Raw genomic sequence first — 18,797 nt, forward strand, 5'->3', positions numbered from 1 at the left:
TACTTAACAAGCCGGTCCGGAGTCCCCGTTCGCTTGGGTCAGTGAATACTGACTTCATTAAAAGGCACGGGCAAACGCCCGCGCCAGCAACAGTTTTCTAACACCATTCAACTTCAAGAGGTTAGTTACCGGATGATTACAGATACGAACGACATTTTCACGCAATTCAGGCACGAACTTCACCAATTTCCCGAAGTGTCCTGTCGGGAAGTGGAGACCCAGAAACGAATAAAACGATTCGTCAGCCAGTTTCATCCGGCCAGCATTAGGGAAGTAGCGCAAACGGGGTTGCTGCTTGAATATGGCGATGATTCGATTGGGCCGGTCACGCTGATTCGGGCCGATATCGATGCTTTACCCATTCAGGAAGTCAACACCTTTGCGCATCGATCAACGATCGACGGTGTCTCGCACAAATGTGGGCACGATGGCCACGCGGCAATTCTCGCCCGCCTGGCATCTCTCCTGATGGAAAAACCACCTGTTCAGGGTCGGGTTTTTTTACTCTTTCAACCGGCTGAAGAAAATGGTAAAGGTGCGGAAGCGGTACTGAACGATCCTGCTTTTGCCGGTATTCAACCGGACCGCGTTTTTGCCCTGCATAATTTACCAGGCTATAAACAAGGCGTTATCGTGTGCAGGCCGGGCTCGTTTACGGCATCGGTGCTCAGCCTGATCGTATCGTTCACGGGTAAAGTTTCCCATTCTGCAGAACCCGAAAAAGGCATGAATCCCGCCTATGTGATGGCCGATTTTGTTCTCATGACCCGGCAGATCCAGCAGCCAGATCCGCAATCGGATGACTTCGCCCTGATTACGCCGGTTTATACGACCATGGGCGAAAAATCATATGGGATATCGGCTGGCTACGGCGAAGTACACCTAACACTTCGAACCCGAAACGCAAACCGGATGGCTATGTTGACGAACCAATTGCTGGGGTTGCTTTCCCAATTAGCAGCAGACAGTGGTATAGACATAGAAACGGCTTACACCGAAGCGTTCCATGCCAACGAAAACGATCAGAAGGCCGTTGAGCTCATCAGGCAAAGTGCCTTGACACTGGGTTATCCGTACATCGAAAAGGCGGAACCATTCAAATGGGGTGAAGATTTCGGCCTTTTTACGCAAAAATTTAATGGGGCTATGTTTGGCATTGGCAACGGTGAGGACTCTCCTGCCCTGCATAATGACGACTACGATTTCAATGACGCCCTCATCGAACCGGCCGCCCGTTTATTTCTTGACCTGATCGCCCTTACGCATGCGTAGCTATCCTGCCTAGCGTTAATTCTGATCAACAGCCAGTGGTGTGCACTCATCGATCAGGACCTCAATGCCCTTTTCTTGTTTCCCACGAACAGGTTTCCAGGAATATTCGCCCCGGAACGGTTTTCTGTTCATCCCCTTCCGAAATTGACAGCGTAGCCTCCCCACCAACCGTACCCCATACCTCCGTTGGCTTGGTCGCGGAAGCATAACACACCAGCGTTTTGGTCGTTGCAGGGCTTACATTCAGGCGAAATGTGATGTTCTCATGGCGAAAAAATATTTGGCCTCCAGTCAGGATTTTAGCGTGATCAGGACTGGCGAACGTCCGGTTGGTCAGCGTATATTGACTGGAAATCGCGTGAAATCCGGCCCGTATAACCCAGTCTCCGCGCTGAAGGTAAATGTAGCTGCCGGGACTACCGAAAATCGACCAGCCTTCACCGCTAAAGTGATACCACATCCAGCTTCCACCCTGCCGTTCGGGAGTGTCGTCAATACGGCCCTGTTCATGATAGCCTATCCCACTTAAGTTGGTATGGTATTCCCCCCAGGTCAGCGATCCGGAAACCTGGCTGTCCGGAATCTGCGATACATAGCTAAAACGGGGGCTGCCCCAGTCGGCCCCGCTCATCAGGGTCATCAATATACCGGGCATGGCCCCCGTTGGGAAAGCTGCAAACGGCGGACGGGTAGGCATCATGGTAAACGCCCCGGTTATCCCGTCGAAGTTTACCTGAATCGTATACCGTCGATCGGCACCGGAACCGACCGATTCAATCACCAAACGGGAAGGAATTTCCAGCCGGTCATTGGTGACTGTCATCTCCGATTGCGGGATAACCTTCGTGAACCGTTTCACTATTCCGGCTTTGGTCTTTAACGCCATCGTAAACATCGACTGTTTCTCAGTTCCTGCCTTGACGTTGTCCCACCAGCGCTGCGGGATAAAGGCCAACACCACGGAGCTGCCATCGGCCAGAAAGAAATCAAAATACCACCACTGTAGCTGCACTTTAGGACCGCCAAAATTATTCTTCTGCAGCTTATACAGTCGCCTGGTATTTTGCCAGGAGGGATAATCCAGAAAGTGACCAACCGTCGCATCAGGAATTAGGCCGGTAATCAGGCGTGACACAAACGGAGCCCTGGGCAGCGTAAACCGGCCTTGTCGATTCGGCTTCAGGCTGTAAACATGGCTGACCAGTGCCCTGGGCAGTTCACCATAATAACGGGGCACAGAAGCTTCGCGACCGGGGATATTGTCCCAGTGTAAAAGGGAATCCGTAAACGGGACGTCAATCTTCAACAACAGCAAGTCCTTTTGCCCCGGATACAGCTTGTTGGCGTTTAGTACAACCTGCTCGCGAGGTACTAATTCAATGAATCCATCCCGGGCAAAAGACGCCGTCCGAAAGCTTGCTTTTTTATCCAGACTTTCCCAATTATTCTTTTTGACAAGGTAATATAGGGTTTCACCGGCCAGAGCAGCGTTTATGGTGAACAGGTTCAACAGGACAAACAGACAAACTGATATTTTACTGGTACGTTTTTGAGGATAACCCATGTCTACTTGAAGAACCGGCTTGAGCAAATGATAACCTGGGGCGATGGATACCGCACAACAACCGTCAGGTCATTTAAAGGAAATTGATCGACAGCCACCTTGGCCTACGCAATTAGAGACTATTTTGCATCAAAAAACAACTTCACTCCAACAAGCTGTTGAAAACGTTCCTTTTCTTTCTACTACTGCTGCCCGGTCTAATCAGCGCTCAGTCGACGCCATCGACCAATCCGTACCCTTTCACAACTTCGCAGGATTCAACGTATGTGCGTGAGAACTATCAGAAGTTTGAATTTATGGTACCCATGCGCGATGGCACGAAACTGTTCACGCAGGTGTATGCACCCAAAGACCAGTCGGTAAAGCACCCGATCCTGATGCAGCGGACGCCCTACAGCTGTCAACCGTACGGCACGGACCGGTTCCGCCGACGTGTCAGCCCAAATCCGTTTATGCTTCGCGACAATTACATCGTCGTTTATCAGGACGTTCGGGGCCGGTGGGCCTCGGAAGGAACGTTTATAGAAATGACCCCTCACCTGGATGCAAAGAAAGGGACCGGCGATCATGACGAATCGTCCGACACCTACGATACCATCGACTGGCTCCTGAAAAACATACCGGCCAACAACGGAAACGTCGGCCAATGGGGCATCAGCTATCCCGGATTCTATGCGTCGGCAGGAGCCCTATCGGGCCATCCTGCGTTGAAAGCATCTTCACCGCAGGCGCCTATGGCCGACCTCTGGCGCGACGATGCGTTTCATAACGGGGCGTTTATGATTGCGGCTAACTTTCTCTTCTACAATTACTTTCAGGAACAAAAACAACCGACGAAACAAAATCCCCCTCAGCTGTTCGATATGAACGACCCCGACGGCTACCATTTTTACCAGAACATGGGCCCGACGGCCAATTCGGAGAGCCAATTCTTTAAAGGCCGCAACAAGTATTACCACGAAAACTTCGAGCATCCCGAATACGATGAACACTGGAAGAAACGCAATATCCTGCCGCATCTGAAAAACATCAAACATGCAGTTATGGTGGTGGGTGGCTGGTATGACGAACAGGATTTGTACGGCACCTTTCATACGTACAAGGCTATCGAAAAGCAGAACCCCGGTATCCGGAACTGCTTTGTCGTAGGCCCGTGGGTTCATGGCGGCTGGGCGGGCCCGTCGGGACAGACACTGGCCGATCTTGACTTCGGCTCCGCCGTTTCCCCGTATTACCAGCAGACCCTGGAGGCAAAATTTTTCAGGCATTACCTTTTCAACGAGACAACACCGCTCGACTTACCCGAAGCCACCCTGTTCGAAACGGGCACCAATCGCTGGCGTACTTTCGACACGTACCCTCCTGCCGGAACGGTGCAAAAACAAGTATATCTGGGCGGGCATGGCAAGCTTAGCTTTACCCCCCCTAAAACAGGAGCGGCTTTCTCGGAATTTGTATCGGACCCGGCCCACCCGGTCCCTTTTTCGAGTAAGATCAACGAAGGCTTCTCACCGGACTACATGGTCGAAGATCAGCGATTTGCGTCGGCCCGCCCGGATGTGCTGACCTTTCAAACCGACGCCCTGACCGATAATCTGACGCTGGCCGGACCCATCCTGGCTCATCTGACCGTTTCGACAACGGGCACCGATGCCGACTGGGTGGTGAAAGTTATCGACGTCTACCCACCGGATGAACCCCAGGACCCCAAACATACGGATGTTGTATACGGCAATTATCAGCAGCTGGTACGGAGTGAGATCATTCGCGGACGATATCGGAACAACATCAGCAAGCCCGAACCTTTCAAACCCAACCAGCCAACGCCCGTTTCGGTGGAGTTGCAGGATGTGCTGCATACATTTAAAAAAGGGCACCGACTGATGGTTCAGATCCAAAGTTCGTGCTTCCCCTTCAGCGACCTTAATCCCCAGACGTTCGTGCCGGTTTTCAGCGCCAAAGAATCCGACTACAAAAAAGCCACCCACCGCGTATATCATGGCCAGGCGGGCACCAGCTTTCTACAAGTTGGGACGTTGACTCAATAACAATTTTACCATCTACCCTGCTGCGTGCATCGGCTGATAGATCGATGCACGCCAGCGACTACTGTACCTATGAAACAGATCGCCCTTTTTGTTTTGCTGCTTGTCGGTGTTAAAACCTTTAGCCAGCCCGTTACTCCCATTCCCGTTAAGGTCGTTATCGTCACCATGTTCGAAATTGGGGCCGATACCGGCGATCGGCCGGGCGAGTTCCAGTATTGGGTAGAACGGCTACCCTTGTCGCAAACGCTTCCATTTCCACAGGGTTACCGGAACCTTCGCTATAATCCCGACAAACAGGTCCTCGGTATTTGTACAGGCATGGGCACAGCCCGCTCGGCAGCCTCCATCATGGCGCTTGGTATGGACCCCCGCTTCGATCTGTCGCACGCATACTGGCTGGTGGCGGGTATTGCCGGTATAGACCCCAAAGATGGAAGCGCCGGGTCAGCGGTATGGGCGGAGTGGTTGGTGGATGACGATTTAGCGCACGAAATTGACCCGCGCGAGATGCCCAAAGACTGGTCAACCGGCTATTTGCCCCTGCGACGGGCCAAACCCTATGAGCAACCCGTTCAGGAGAATGATTTCACCGTGGCCATCCACCTGAATCCGGATCTGACCGCCTGGGCATTCGACCTGACCAAAGACATAAAGTTGACGGATACGGAAACATTGCAGAAAATGCGGGCTGTTTACCGTGATTTCCCTGAAGCCCGCAAACCACCCCGCGTCATGCTGGGCGACCATATTGCAGCCATGACCTTCTGGCACGGCAAATACCTGAATGATTGGGCTAATGACTGGGTAAACTACTGGACCAAAGGGAAAGGGAATTTCGTCACCTCTGCCATGGAAGATACCGGCACCGGACAGTCGTTGGAATGGCTGACCAAGGCGGGGAAAGCCGATATAAACCGGTATATGGTATTGTGAACGGCCAGCAATTACACCATGCAGCCATCCGGTGTAACGGCCGCCCAAAACCTGACCAATGGCGGAAAGGAGGTTGGCGAACGCTATACCGCGTATCTACCCGCCCTCGAAGCCGCTTATCAGGCTGGTTCGGTCGTTGTCGACAAGCTCATTACCAACTGGTCCCTCTACAAGGATAAACTGCCCCGGAAATAACGAACGACGTTTTCTCATTTGACTTTACCTATTCTCATGAAAAAGCTGTTACGGCTATCGCTGGCTTTACTCATTAGCACGGGCATTCAGGCCCAACCCGCCAAACGGCCCGGTCTTAGCGTTACTCCACTCAATAAGCAGGTATTTGTTCATACTACCTACGGTATGTATGGCGGGACGCCCTTCCCCTCCAACGGTCTGATCATCAAGACGAAATCGGGAGTTGTGCTGGTCGACACTGGCTGGGATACAGACACGAATACCGACAACACGCGCGAGCTGCTCGAATGGGTCAGCAAAAACCTTCACCAGCCCGTACGCCTGTGTATTGTTACCCATGCCCACGAAGACCGGGTGGGCGGCATCAGCGAATTACGCAAAGCTGGCGTTCGGGTTGTTAGTACCCCTTTAACCGCCAGAAAATCCGTAAAGCTGGGCTTCCAGGCCCCGGACGGCATTTTACCCAACGATACCACCTTCACGATTGGGAAGGAGTCCATTCGCTGCTTTTTTCCCGGAGAGGGCCATACGGCCGACAACATTGTGGTCTGGTTGCCAGGTCAGCAGATTCTGTACGGTGGCTGCCTGGTGAAAAGCGTGGCCGCTTTCGGAATGGGCAATCTCGCCGATGCCAACCTGAACGAATGGGCTGGTTCCATTAAAAATGTGATGAAACACTTTGGAACTGCACGTGTAGTGGTTCCCGGCCATCAGGACTGGACGGACACCAAATCACTGGAGCACACGCTGACTTTGCTGAAGAAACATGCCCAGGCCAAAAACAACTGACTAGATCATCCCTAAACGGCAAATTTGTTTAGGGATGATTATCAAATGCATGTTTTGCCATCCCCACAAAGGACCGGGTCTATGCGTTTATTTGAAATTATTTAAAGTTAGACCCTTAAACACCCAAAACCAGTGTCCTTAAAGTCGAGACTCCTTTTAATGGATCATGACGGAGCGATTGACGATCTGTTATCGCAATTACTCGTCCTGACCATGCCCGACATTGACCTCATCGGCGTGACCGTAACACCCGCCGATTGCTACATCGAACCCGCCCTTGAATCGGCGTACAAACTGCTTCAACTGATGGGGCAGGAACGGATACCTCTGGGACGGGGTGATTATTATGGCATCAATGCGTTCCCGAGCGAATGGCGGGCACGGCCGGAGATCATCAACGCCTTGCCGATGCTCATCAACCTGCCCGAAGCTCCCGATCCGTATGGATACGCCAGCGCACCCGATTTGATTATCGACAAGCTATCCTCAGCCACCGGGAAAGTTACCATTCTGATGACCGGCCCCTGCTCCAACCTGGTGCTGGCGTTGGAAAAAGCACCTGAGCTGCGAGCCAACATCGCTGAGATTGTCTGGATGGCCGGTGCGTTTCGGGTACACGGAAATGTGCAAACATTTCAGCACGACGGCACCGCCGAATGGAATGTATTCTGGGACCCGGTCAGCTCACAAAAGCTGGTTTCGTATGAGTTACCCCTCACGCTGATTCCGTTGGATGTGACAAACCATGTGCCCGTTACTAAAAAGTTTCTGTCCTCCCTGGCGAGCCAGATAGACCATAAGCTGTCCAATCTTACCGGCCAGCTTTGGGCGCTCACACTGGACACCATTCCGAGTTATCACTACACGTATTTTATGTGGGATATATTGGCAACCAGCTACCTGGCTATGCCTGAACAATTTACCCTGGAGACGGCCAGCGTGAATGTTAGCACCCGCCCACCCAATGCCGGTCAGACCTACCTGGATGAGGCTGGTTACTCCCTTCAATTTGCGACAGACGTGAATGTTGACTATTTCTACGCGTATCTGTTGGCTCAGTTCAGGCAATAGGAATTTGCTCTCTTACTGCCCTCCTACGCAGCGTATACCCAGTCAATAACAAAAAAAGAAGCGGTACAACTTGTACCGCTTCCTGTTTCAAACTACTGCTTTGGCTTCATCAGTTTCCGCTTAAAATAGTCGGCGGTGGCGGCTCCCATTTTCAGGGCGTTGCTGTGCTTCATCCAGTGGTGGGTATCATCGACAATAACGAGCGTTTCCATCGAAACCCCCTGCTTGTCCAGCCGCCGGACGAGGTCGGTACTTTGCGAAAAGCGAACGTTGCGGTCATCGTCGCCGTGAATAATCAGTACGGGGGATGTCCAGTTGCTGACCGACGATACCGGCGATGACTCCCAAACTATTTTAGCGGCCAGGTCGGCATCGGGAATCTTCTCCACCCGATCAGTTTGGCCTCCTCCGTATCGCTGCTGGCTCCAGTCATGCACGCCGTGAATATCGACACCGGCAGCAAAAAGTTTTGAGTCGCGGGCGAGGGCCAGCGCCGTCAGGTAGCCGCCGTACGAACCACCGTAAATACCAATTTTAGACGCGTCAACCTGCGACTGTCCAGCCAGCCATACGGCCGCAGCGCGAACATCCTGGTATTCCGAAGCCCCCGACGCTCCTCCGTTGGCAGGTTGGTGGAAGTCGAACCCGTAGCCAATGCCCAGCCGGTAATTCACCGACAATACCACAAATCCCTGACTGGCCAGGTACTGATTCATTGCGTATGAATTGGCATAATAGTCCGAGTAATTCCAGCCCAGCAACATCTGGCGGGGTGGCCCTCCGTGTACGTAAATAAGAGCGGGTTTCTTCGAAGGTCCCCCGGCAGGTTCAAACAGCTGGCCGTGTACGGTCATCCCATCGGGCGCTTTGAATACTACCTGTTTGGGGGTTACCAACTGATTTGTCGGGAAATTAGCAGGGATCAGATTTTGGCCAAGCACCTTCGGCGCTCCTTTTGTAAATGCCATAACCGTAGGTAAAGGAGGGCGTTGGGCTGTGGCACTGATCATAGCCACGGTAGCGCCGTCGCCGGTGACAACAGGGGTCCATTCGAGCCCGGTGCCGGGGGTGAGCACTTCCATGGCTGCCTTATCGACGGGAACGCGTACCACATGCCGACGGTCGATATCCAGCTTATCGGGACCAGTGTTTCCACTAAATAACAGCCATTTGCGATCGTGACTCAGGGTAATATGCTCGGCCATGAAGGGAGCGGGTGTTAACAACAGGGGCGTTCCACCGGCCGATGGCATGGAGTAAAGATGAGGCCAGCCATCCTGATACGACAGAAATACGATCCGGTCGTTGGCAGCCCAGTGGAGGTTAAAGCCACCGTGGGTAGTCGGTTGCGACCCGGCCAGCGTTTTAGGTGCCTGCCAGATCGGTGTTGCATTACCCGAAGCCACATCGGCGGTCCATATGGACCAGGCACGATGTTTACGCGCCAGCAGCGAATCGGGGGCACCACCGGAGCCGGGCGTACGGACAAAGACCAGTTGTTTACCGTCCGGCGACCAGCGGGGCGACTCGTCCTTCGAGAATGATGGCGCAATCCAGGTGATGGGCGTCGATTCGTTGCGATAAACACCCACAAAGGCATGATCTTTCCGATCGCAGACGAAGGCCAGCTTCGACCCGTCGGGCGACCATTGGAGTGAACCGTTCGTACCACGTGCCGTAAACAGTGCTTTAGCCGGAGATGATCCGTCGACCGGAGAAATCCAGACTTGTCCCCCTTTAACAAAAGCAATCCTGACTGGCACACCCCCAACGCTATTTGGCGACATAACCGGCGCATCCCCTTCAGCAATGGCTTTGGGTTCGCCACCGGCAAACGGCACGCTCCAGATCTGAACTTTGGGCGCTAAAGGGGATGACAGCGTATTGACCGGCAGTTCATCGTCCCAGTTGGATCCATGATCACCCCCGCGGACATATACGACCCATTTTCCATCATTGGAAATTGATAGGCTGGACAGCTCCTGTCCGTCGTCTTCATTGTAATTGGTAAGTTTCCGGGGCGTAAAATCGGGGCCTTCGGCAACGTAAACATTCCGTTTGCCCTGTTCACTAAATGCCCACGCAATCCGTGCGCCTTGTGCGGAGCTGGTCAGTTCAGTCGGAAAGGGGTAGCTTTTTACAGATTCCAGGGTAAACGTTTGTGCCGGAGCGAGCTGGCATACGCCCAAAAGCAGGTATAGGAACAAAAACTTCTTCATGCGCTATCAGCTAGGATATAAAAAGGCAGTATGGTGAAACAAATTCAAATAAGCCTTTTATTTCCTATTCTAATAGAATGAACAAATAAAATGTCAACAATTGCCCCTTTTGTACAATAAATCAAACAGGCACCTCACTTTTTATTCGGAACACTGCCCCTTCTACAGCGTCATCAATACGAATCTGGCAAGCCAGCCGACTGTCTGATTCGGCATCGGGCAGGGTGTCCAGCATATCGAGTTCAGCATCCTGAGCTTCGGGCAGGGCATCGAATCCATCAAGTACCTGTACATGGCAGGTTGCACACAGAGCCATGCCCCCGCAAGTCGCCAGAATATTATAGTCCGATGCTTTCAGAACTTCCATCAGGCTCAAGGTTATCCCTTCAGGAATTTCCAAACTTTCCCGTTCGCCGTTGCGGTCTTCAATAGTGAATGATATCATAGTTGGTTAGCGGCTTTGCCTAAGTCGGTAAGTTGATAAGTCGGTAAGTTGGTAAGTTGGTAAGTCAGTAAGTTGGTAAGTTGATAAGTCAGTAAGTTGGTAAGTTGGTAAGTCAGTAAGTCAGTAAGTCAGTAAGTTGGTAAGTTGGTAAGTCAGTAAGTCGGTAAGTTGGTAAGTTGGTAAGTTGGTAAGTCGGTAAGTTGGTAAGTAGCTTTGCTAAGTTTGTAAGCGATAGCAAAACGCATGCGTCAGCCACTTACTGACTTACTGACTTACCGACTTTGGCGAAGCCGCTTACCAACTTTCCGACTTTGGCGAAGCCGCTTACCAACTTACCAACTATTCTAAAAAGCAGGCACACCGTTAACGGTTGTGTATTTGAAACTTAATTTCTGGTTGGGATGAACGTGGCGGAAGGCGCTCTGGCACATCAGGGCCGCTTCGTGGAAGCCACATAAGATAAGCTTTAATTTGCCGGGATAGGTGTTGATATCACCAATCGCGTAGATCCGCTCCACATTGGTCGAATAATCGGTTGTATCCACATGGATGGCCGATTTGTCGATGGTCAGACCCCAGTCGGCGATGGGCCCCAGTTTGGGCGTCAGACCAAAAAGAGGAATCAAGTTATCGGCTGCCAATGTCGTTACGGATTTATCTTTGGCAGTAATGTTTACCTCCTGCAAATGGCCGTTCCCGTTGATGCTGGTGATGGTCGACTGGAGAACCAGATTAATACGTCCCTGTTTGGCCAGCTCTACAACTTTTTCGGCCGAGTCGGGCGCTCCCCGGAAATCACTGCGGTGTACGAGGGTCACTTCTTTCGCGACATTGGCCAGAAAAATTGTCCAGTCGAGGGCGGAATCGCCCCCACCCGCCAGCACCACCCGTCGATCGCGAAGTTGCTCGGGATTTTTCACCATATAACTAACGCCTTTCCCTTCAAACTGCTCCAGATTAATAATCTCGGGCTTACGCGGTTCGAAACATCCCAGCCCACCAGCAATAACGACCACTTGGCAATGTACCACCGTTCCATCGCTCGTTGTCAATAGATATGATCCATCTTCCTGCCTGAGCAGGCCATCCACGCGCTCACCAAGGGTGAAGCCTGGATTGAACGGCGCAATCTGCTCCATCAGATTATCGACGAGCACCTGTGCATTGATAGCTGGATAGCCAGGAATGTCATAAATCGGTTTCTGCGGATAAATTTCTGAAAGCTGACCGCCCACCTGGGGCAGGGCATCGATCAAATGGCAGCGCATCTTCAGTAAACCCGCTTCAAAAACGGCAAAGAGGCCCACCGGACCAGCGCCTATTATGCAAATATCTGTCGTTATCATTGGCTTATCGTGCGCAAATTGCACCAGTTAAAAACGGGGTGTTTATCTCCAACCCCGCCCTGTATAGCGTAAAGGTAGTGGCACGGAACCGCCGTATTAAATCAAAAAATGGAATGTGGGATAAGCAAAAGGAATAAAGCTCCGTGTACCCTGACACTCGATTGAGAGTCAGTAACCGGGATAAAAGGAATATAAAGTTACCTTTAAATCAATTATTAGCGACAAAATTTAAATGATAACATTCGAATTAACTTTTGTTTATCTTTTTATTATATATTTTGCCTAAAGTTTAAACAACTACCACTATGGGCGGCCTATTCACAAAAAACGTAGCGTTGAATTCTGACATAGACAGGCATGAAGCTATCCTATTTGACTGGGTTACGGCAGCCTTCAACCTTCACCAAAATTATACAAATCTGGTAAGCTTTTTCCAGTCGAATCAGCCCGATGCTGCGGATTCACGGAAACAGAAGCAGTATGTAGGGCAGTGCCCATCCGACCAGTTTTTGGTTCTGATTACGCGAATGGAGGTTGAATTACAGAAGTTAATCCAAGACCTGGATTCGGTGAACAAATTCGATTCCCCTGCGGCTACCGGAAACTACAATAAGCTGGCTGCTCATACCCAAATCCTGAACAAATTAAACCAGGAGGCCCAAACGCGGCTGCTGCTCGCCACGTGCCCAACGACCTGATTGGCTCTGTGTGTATCACTACTCAGAACAGACCGGTATCAGGTTTGGCCCAGTTCCACTACTTTCGTTCAACTCTCCTAACAGTAATTTAGGGTAAAATCGGGCTTTACCCGTAACAAACAAAAAGGGCCGGAAACCTCACAGGCGTCAAAGCCCATCGTCTTTATATGCGCTTTACTGCCAAACCAACCCTGCTTATTCTTATTTTTACGGTAACAGTGAGTTGGGTAATCATTGCCGCCAAAAGCCCCACCAACGGCAATCAGCCCGTAACAGTAAAGATTGGACGTGAATTTCAAACGATTCATAGTTTCGGCGCATCCGACTGCTGGTCGGCCAAGTTCATTGGAAACTGGCAGGATGAGACGAAGAAGAACCATGTCGCCGATCTTTTATTCAGCCTGGATACCCTGCCTACGGGTCAGCCAAAGGGAATTGGTTTATCCCTGTGGCGCATGAACATCGGCGCAGGTAGTTTCGAGCAGAAAGACAGCAGCCGCATTACGGATGAGTGGCGTCGGGAGGAATGTTTCCTGCAACCCAACGGCCAATATGACTGGGGCAAACAAAGCGGGAGTCAGTGGTTTTTGCAGGCGGCCCGTCGTCGGGGCGTTCGCTATACGCTGGGGTTCACCAACTCGCCCCCCGTTCAAATGACCCGCAACGGCAAAGCATTTTCGCCGGGCGGTAAGGCCGTCAATCTGAAACCTGAAGCCATCGACCCGTTCGCCGATTTTCTGGCCACGGTTGCCAACCACTTCAAATTCGATTACCTGAGTCCACTGAATGAACCACAATGGGATTTGACAGCCGGCAAAAATGGCAACGCCGGACAGGAAGGTACCCCCGCTGAGAACTCCGATATAGCCGCTGTTACAAAAGCATTGTCTGCGAAACTGGCTGCGAAAAAGTCGAAAACGACCATCGTTACCGGAGAAGCCGGGCAACTAAATTTTCTCTACGAACGCGCCGAGAGCGGCCGTGGAAACCAGCTCGACTATTTTTTCAGCCCCAAACAACCTACCCCGATCAGTAAACTTCCGAAGGTGGAGCCGATCTGGGCTTACCATAGCTATTTCACAACCTGTTCCGATTCAACACTGGTAGCCATCCGCCAAAAGGCCGCCCGGCAAGCCGCCGAAGTTGGCAATCCTATGCTCTGGCAAAGCGAGTTTGGTGTCCTTGGCGATATTTGCGGCAAATACAATGGCTACCCCCGCCATACCGATATGGAGTACGGTCTGTATGTTGCCAAAGTCATTCACAATGATCTGGCCGTTGCCAACGTAACCTCCTGGCAATGGTGGCTGGCCATTAACCCCTATAATTACAGCGACGGGCTGGTGTATATTAACGGACCCGACGGTACTTTTCAGCAACACAACAACGCCCGACTCGACGGCCAGGTGATCGACTCCAAACAACTGTGGGCGTTCGGCAACTACGCCCGCTTTGTGAGGCCCGGCATGAAACGGGTAGCTGTTCGCGTGGGCGCGGTTAGCAATCCTGTAGCCGAAGCGAGCCAATATATGGTGTCGGCTTATAAAGATACGGCCCGAAAACAGATTGTTCTGGTGTGTATCAACATGACCGATCAGCCTGCGTCGCTACCGCTGCAGGGCCTGACCATAAAGAACAACCGATTTGCCTGTTACACGACAACCGCGAGCAAGGCCCTTGCCAAATCCACCGTTTCGGCCGGTCAAATCCAGCTGGAACCCAAGTCGGTCATTACCCTCGTTGGGAACTATTAAACAGCTGGCATGACAGACAGGCCAAAGTCCTTCAATCGTTATCATAAATAATGAAGAGATTCAACTATTTTTGATCTGCCGTTTCGCTAATCAACCGGTCCGGTGTTTCCTCAATTCATCTTTTTCATATACAACATGCTTTCATTCCGTTGAATGCGCTGAATGCTGCCTTCTGCGTTTAGGCTCATGTAGTGTATTTGCCCTTTTACTCGTACATATCCCTTGTTTCTACCTATGCAACGCAACGTATGTTGTTCACTTTTATGTATTCTGCTATGCACCCTGGGTGTTTCAGCGCAACCTAATGTCATTCCCGCCGTACCCGTTAATCTCCAGAGCTTAGCCGATTTCAGGCCCACCGGCGGAAACTGGAAAATTGCCGGCGATGCGTTCTACGATCTCAACAAAGACGGAAAAGGCAGTTCAAAATCCGGTACGGGCGTTGTGATCAACGACCCATCGGGGAAGGCGAAAGACCACCTCTTCACCAAGATGGAACATGGTGACCTCGACCTCGACCTCGACTTCATGATGGAAAAAGGCTCCAACTCGGGGGTTTATCTGCAGGGCCGTTACGAAATACAACTGTTCGACAGCTGGGGGGTGAAAGTGCCTAAGTCCAGCGACTGTGGCGCCATTTACGAACGCTGGGATGATAGTCGTCCCGACGGACGGAAAGGCTACGAAGGGCACCCGCCCGTTCAGAATGTAAGCCGGGCACCCGGCCTGTGGCAGCACCTGACGATTGCGTTCCGGGCTCCCCGTTTTAATGAAAAAGGTGAAAAGACAGCCAACGCCCGCTTCCTTAAAGTGATCCTGAATGGAGTAACGGTACAGGAAAACATCGAAGTTCTGGGACCGACCCGTTCAGCCGCTTTTCAGGACGAAAAGCCTACAGGTCCGCTCATGATCCAGGGTGATCATGGCGCGGTTGCCATTCGGAACATCACCTATAAGTCATACGGTATTGAGCCGGTAACGTTGACCAAGATGAAGCTTAGCGCTTACGACGGCAAGTTTGCCTCGGTCAATGATTTCAACGCCCTCAAACCTATCCGGGAAATGAATATTGATGTACTGGCGCATGCCGCCCCCGGCAGTCGCGATAAATTCGGCGGCAAAATAACCGGCACGCTGCACATTCCCCGCACGGGCGAGTATTTCGTATCCTTACTATTGCCGTGGATCCCTGCCGAAGTGAACAAGAATGTTCGCAACGGCGCGGGCGAACTGACCATTGCGGGTAAAAAGATCTTTTCCATTGAACCGGAAGATGGCGGCAAAGCGTCCGTTAAAGTGCAGCTGAACGCCGGTGACCTGCCGCTGGAGCTTTCCTACTACAAAAATTTCGGTTTGTGGTACGCCCGCGGCAACGATATTACGCTGGCCATCGAAGGCCCCGGTGTTCAGTACACAACCCTGAATCCGGTGATACGAGCCGAGGAACCGGTGGGCGAAATATCCCTGCTGGCTACGAGCGAACCGGTTATGCAGCGGGGCTTTGTCAATCACCGCGGAGTTAAACACACCCACACGATTTCGGTTGGCGAACCGGGGCAGGTGAACTATAGCGTCGATCTTCGCAAAGGTGAATTCCTCCAGATCTGGCGGGGCGATTTCCTGGAAACGACACCTATGTGGCACGGTCGGGGCGAAACGCAGTTGTCTGCTCCTTTAGGCAGCGTGATCGAGCTGTCGGGCAAACCATCGCTGACTTACCTCGCCGATCAGAATGCGGCCTGGCCTGACTCCAACGCAACGTACACCAATCTGGGATATGATATCGATCCGTCGGGCCGCCCCATTTTCAAATACACGCTGGGAGCCGCTCAGGTACGGGAGTCGTTTGCCGCTGAAGACAACGGACACAAACTGGCCCACACCTTTACGGTTACGCCCGCATCCGGCACGTCCGTTCCCGGTACGATCTACTGCCTGGTGGCCGAAGGAAAAGACATCACTCAATTACCTAATGGCCTGTATGCCGTCAATGACAAACAATATTTTATTGAGCTGCCTGCTAAAGAGAAACCGATTATTCGGGAAACGGCCCAGCATACAAAAGAGATGCTGATGCCGGTGAAAACAACCAACGCCCCCGGTTCGGTAACCTACTCCATTATCTGGTAATCGCTCAACTTCCTGACCGCATTTTCTCATGAATATCAACTCGCATACCTTATATATTTTAGCCCGAACCGCCCTGCTGGCGTCTGGCATTGTCTGCATCAGTCATCTGTCCGTACAGGCACAAATTCAATCGAAGACCGGCCTGCCCGTAAGCTCCAGCAGCAAGCAACCGGCACCCGCGCCTAAAGGCCTGGCCAAAGTAGAGGCTGACCCCGAAAAGGAGGACGACTTTTATAAGCTGATCTCCCTGCCCGTACCCGAAGATATCATTCTGGAAGTGGGCGGTATGGTCACCTTGCCCGATGGCAACCTGGCCATCTGCACGCGCCGGGGCGAAGTCTGGATCGTCTCCAACCCTTACGTTACCGGGTCGGTCCGCCCGACGTACAAGCGGTTCGCGTATGGCTTGCACGAACCACTGGGTCTGGCCTATAAAGACGGCGATATCTACGTGACGCAACGCAGTGAAGTGACCCGATTGCACGACGCTGATGGCGACGGCCGCGCTGACTCGTACGACAAGGTTTACTCCTGGCCGCTGTCGGGCAATTACCATGAATATTCCTACGGGCCAACCTTCCTGCCAAACGGCAACATGCTCGTTACCCTCAACGTAGGCTGGAGCAACAGTCTGGGGCATGGGATCAGCCTGGTACCCTGGCGCGGCTGGACACTGGAAATTACGCCCGATGGTAAAATGACACCCTTTGCCGCCGGCATGCGTTCACCTGCGGGCTACGGCATGAATGCCGAAGGGGACTACTTCTATACCGAAAACCAGGGCGACTGGGTTGGCTCTGGCCGTATCTCGCGGGTGGAGCGGGGCGACTTTCTGGGTAACGCCGAAAGCCTACGCTGGACCGATATGCCGGGATCACCCCTCAAAATAAAGCCGCAGGATGTGCCAAATACCGGCGAGCCGCTGTACGATGTGTCAAAGAAATTCACGGCGTTGAAAGCCCCGGCCGTTTGGTTGCCCCACGGCATTTTGGGTATTTCGACCTCCGGCCTGATCACGGATAACACCAAAGGAAAATTCGGTCCGTTTGAGAACCAGCTGTTTGTTGGCGACCAGGGCCAGAGTATTCTGTCGCGTGTTGACTTCGAAAAAGTAAAAGGCGTCTATCAGGGGGTGGTTTTCCCGTTCCGCGAAGGCTTCTCGTCGGGGGTGCTTCGTATGGTTTGGGGTCATGATGCCTCTATGTTTGTCGGAATGACGAGTCGGGGCTGGTCGTCGACAGGGAAGGAACTGTTCAGTTTGCAGCGCGTGGTCTGGACGGGCAAGATGCCGTTCGAGATGAAGACCATCCACGCAATGCCTGATGGCTTTGAGATCGAGTTCACTGAGCCGGTGGATGCCGAAGTGGCCGTCGATCCGGCATCTTATAAAGTGACGGGCTTCAACTATAAATACCACGCGACCTACGGCAGCCCGGTTATCAATCGGGGCGGTTGCCCAATCAAAGGAATCGTCGTTTCGCAAGATGGGATGAAAGCCCGTTTGGTGGTCGACAGCCTGCGGTTGGGGTATATTCACGAAATTACCACCGCCGGTGTCCGGTCGAAAAGCGGTCGTGCCCTGCTGCATAACGTAGGCTACTACACCCTTAATAACATTCCCGATGGCGAAAAACTGAATATCGCCAGTGTGGCTCCTGCACACGACCACGCGGCTATGATGGCCTCCACAGCTACGACCCCGCCTGTAAACGCAAAATCAACGCTGAAAAAAGGAACGGCGGCAAAATCGGCCATGACAAAAGCTTCGGGCAGTTCGATGGCCAAACGCATAACCGAAATGCCTGCCGCCTGGGGCCAGCCCGACTACACCATCAATATGGGCACCAAGCCCGGTCTTAAGTTCGCACCCGATCAGTTTCAGGTGAAAGCGGGGAGCAAGGTTCGGGTGGTGTTTAATAATGAAGACGACATGCTGCACAACTTTGTCGTGGTGGCACCTGGTTCAGCTCTTCAGGTGGGTGAATTGGCGATGAAGCTGGGATTGGAAGGTCAGGAGAAAAATTACATTCCCCAAACGGATAAAGTGCTGCACCACACCAATCTGCTCCAGCCCAACACCAACGAATCGATCTATTTCATAGCGCCTGAGAAGCCCGGCGATTACACGTACGAGTGTTCCGTTCCGGGCCATTTTTACGTCATGCAGGGTACCATGAAGGTGGTTAAATAATATAACTCTTTGTATCTGAAACCCCTAAATCCCCTGAAGGGGACTTTGCTCGACCAGGAACAAAGTCCCTTTCAGGGGATTTAGGGTTTATCGAGGGTATTAATCTTCATATTAGACATAATCTTCCCGTTTCAATTTCTCC

12 protein-coding genes and 1 pseudogene are annotated in these 18,797 nt (G+C 52.2%); 9 read left to right on the plus strand and 4 right to left on the minus strand.

The features are described 5' to 3' along the window. Window positions 1–132: 132 nt before the first annotated feature. Window positions 133–1,272, plus strand: a complete 1,140-nt coding sequence (locus ACYVK4_RS16710; RefSeq protein WP_461128660.1) for an amidohydrolase — start codon at window positions 133–135, stop codon at window positions 1,270–1,272. A 61-nt stretch (window positions 1,273–1,333) separates the two neighbouring features. Here ACYVK4_RS16710 and ACYVK4_RS16715 read toward each other — a convergent pair whose 3' ends face one another. After that, the gene (locus tag ACYVK4_RS16715; RefSeq protein WP_461128661.1) at window positions 1,334–2,836 is read right to left on the minus strand and encodes a DUF952 domain-containing protein; all 1,503 of its coding nucleotides are present in this window, start codon (window positions 2,834–2,836) and stop codon (window positions 1,334–1,336) included. Window positions 2,837–2,994: 158 nt separating this feature from the next. On the opposite strand from ACYVK4_RS16715, the gene ACYVK4_RS16720 reads away from it, so the two are divergent. From ACYVK4_RS16720 to ACYVK4_RS16735, 4 genes and pseudogenes are all read left to right on the plus strand, one after another. Then, the gene (locus ACYVK4_RS16720) at window positions 2,995–4,884 is read left to right on the plus strand and encodes a CocE/NonD family hydrolase (protein ID WP_461128662.1); all 1,890 of its coding nucleotides are present in this window, start codon (window positions 2,995–2,997) and stop codon (window positions 4,882–4,884) included. 69 nt (window positions 4,885–4,953) lie between these two features. Next, window positions 4,954–6,012 (plus strand): annotated as a pseudogene (locus ACYVK4_RS16725) (purine nucleoside permease). A 36-nt stretch (window positions 6,013–6,048) separates the two neighbouring features. Beyond that, window positions 6,049–6,801 carry a subclass B1 metallo-beta-lactamase gene (gene bla, locus ACYVK4_RS16730; protein ID WP_461128663.1) on the plus strand — a complete coding sequence of 251 codons (753 nt, stop codon included), beginning with the start codon at window positions 6,049–6,051 and terminating at the stop codon, window positions 6,799–6,801. A gap of 159 nt (window positions 6,802–6,960) precedes the next feature. Continuing rightward, window positions 6,961–7,872, plus strand: coding sequence for a nucleoside hydrolase (locus ACYVK4_RS16735; RefSeq protein WP_461128664.1), 912 nt, complete (start codon window positions 6,961–6,963; stop codon window positions 7,870–7,872). 92 nt (window positions 7,873–7,964) lie between these two features. Here the strand turns inward: ACYVK4_RS16735 and ACYVK4_RS16740 are convergent, their stop codons facing one another. From ACYVK4_RS16740 to ACYVK4_RS16750, 3 genes are all read right to left on the minus strand, one after another. Then, window positions 7,965–10,091 carry a S9 family peptidase gene (locus ACYVK4_RS16740; RefSeq protein WP_461128665.1) on the minus strand — a complete coding sequence of 709 codons (2,127 nt, stop codon included), beginning with the start codon at window positions 10,089–10,091 and terminating at the stop codon, window positions 7,965–7,967. Between the two features lie 121 nt (window positions 10,092–10,212). Then, on the minus strand, window positions 10,213–10,536 hold the full coding sequence (locus ACYVK4_RS16745) for a 2Fe-2S iron-sulfur cluster-binding protein (protein WP_461128666.1): 324 nt from the start codon (window positions 10,534–10,536) through the stop codon (window positions 10,213–10,215). 344 nt (window positions 10,537–10,880) lie between these two features. After that, entirely contained in the window at window positions 10,881–11,882 is a 1,002-nt protein-coding gene (locus ACYVK4_RS16750; protein WP_461128667.1) for an NAD(P)/FAD-dependent oxidoreductase, read from the minus strand. Window positions 11,883–12,187: 305 nt separating this feature from the next. Between ACYVK4_RS16750 and ACYVK4_RS16755 the strand changes: the two genes are divergently transcribed. The 4 genes from ACYVK4_RS16755 to ACYVK4_RS16770 all read left to right on the plus strand — a co-directional run bounded on the left by ACYVK4_RS16755 (window position 12,188) and on the right by ACYVK4_RS16770 (window position 18,655). Continuing rightward, the gene (locus tag ACYVK4_RS16755; RefSeq protein ID WP_461128668.1) at window positions 12,188–12,580 is read left to right on the plus strand and encodes a hypothetical protein; all 393 of its coding nucleotides are present in this window, start codon (window positions 12,188–12,190) and stop codon (window positions 12,578–12,580) included. Between the two features lie 167 nt (window positions 12,581–12,747). Continuing rightward, window positions 12,748–14,334: a glycoside hydrolase gene (locus ACYVK4_RS16760; RefSeq protein WP_461128669.1), complete on the plus strand. Its 1,587-nt coding sequence runs from the start codon at window positions 12,748–12,750 to the stop codon at window positions 14,332–14,334. 234 nt (window positions 14,335–14,568) lie between these two features. Beyond that, the gene (locus ACYVK4_RS16765; protein ID WP_461128670.1) at window positions 14,569–16,464 is read left to right on the plus strand and encodes a 3-keto-disaccharide hydrolase; all 1,896 of its coding nucleotides are present in this window, start codon (window positions 14,569–14,571) and stop codon (window positions 16,462–16,464) included. Window positions 16,465–16,492: 28 nt separating this feature from the next. Next, window positions 16,493–18,655: a plastocyanin/azurin family copper-binding protein gene (locus tag ACYVK4_RS16770; protein ID WP_461128671.1), complete on the plus strand. Its 2,163-nt coding sequence runs from the start codon at window positions 16,493–16,495 to the stop codon at window positions 18,653–18,655. Window positions 18,656–18,797 lie beyond the last annotated feature (142 nt).

The organism is Spirosoma aerophilum (assembly GCF_054782495.1).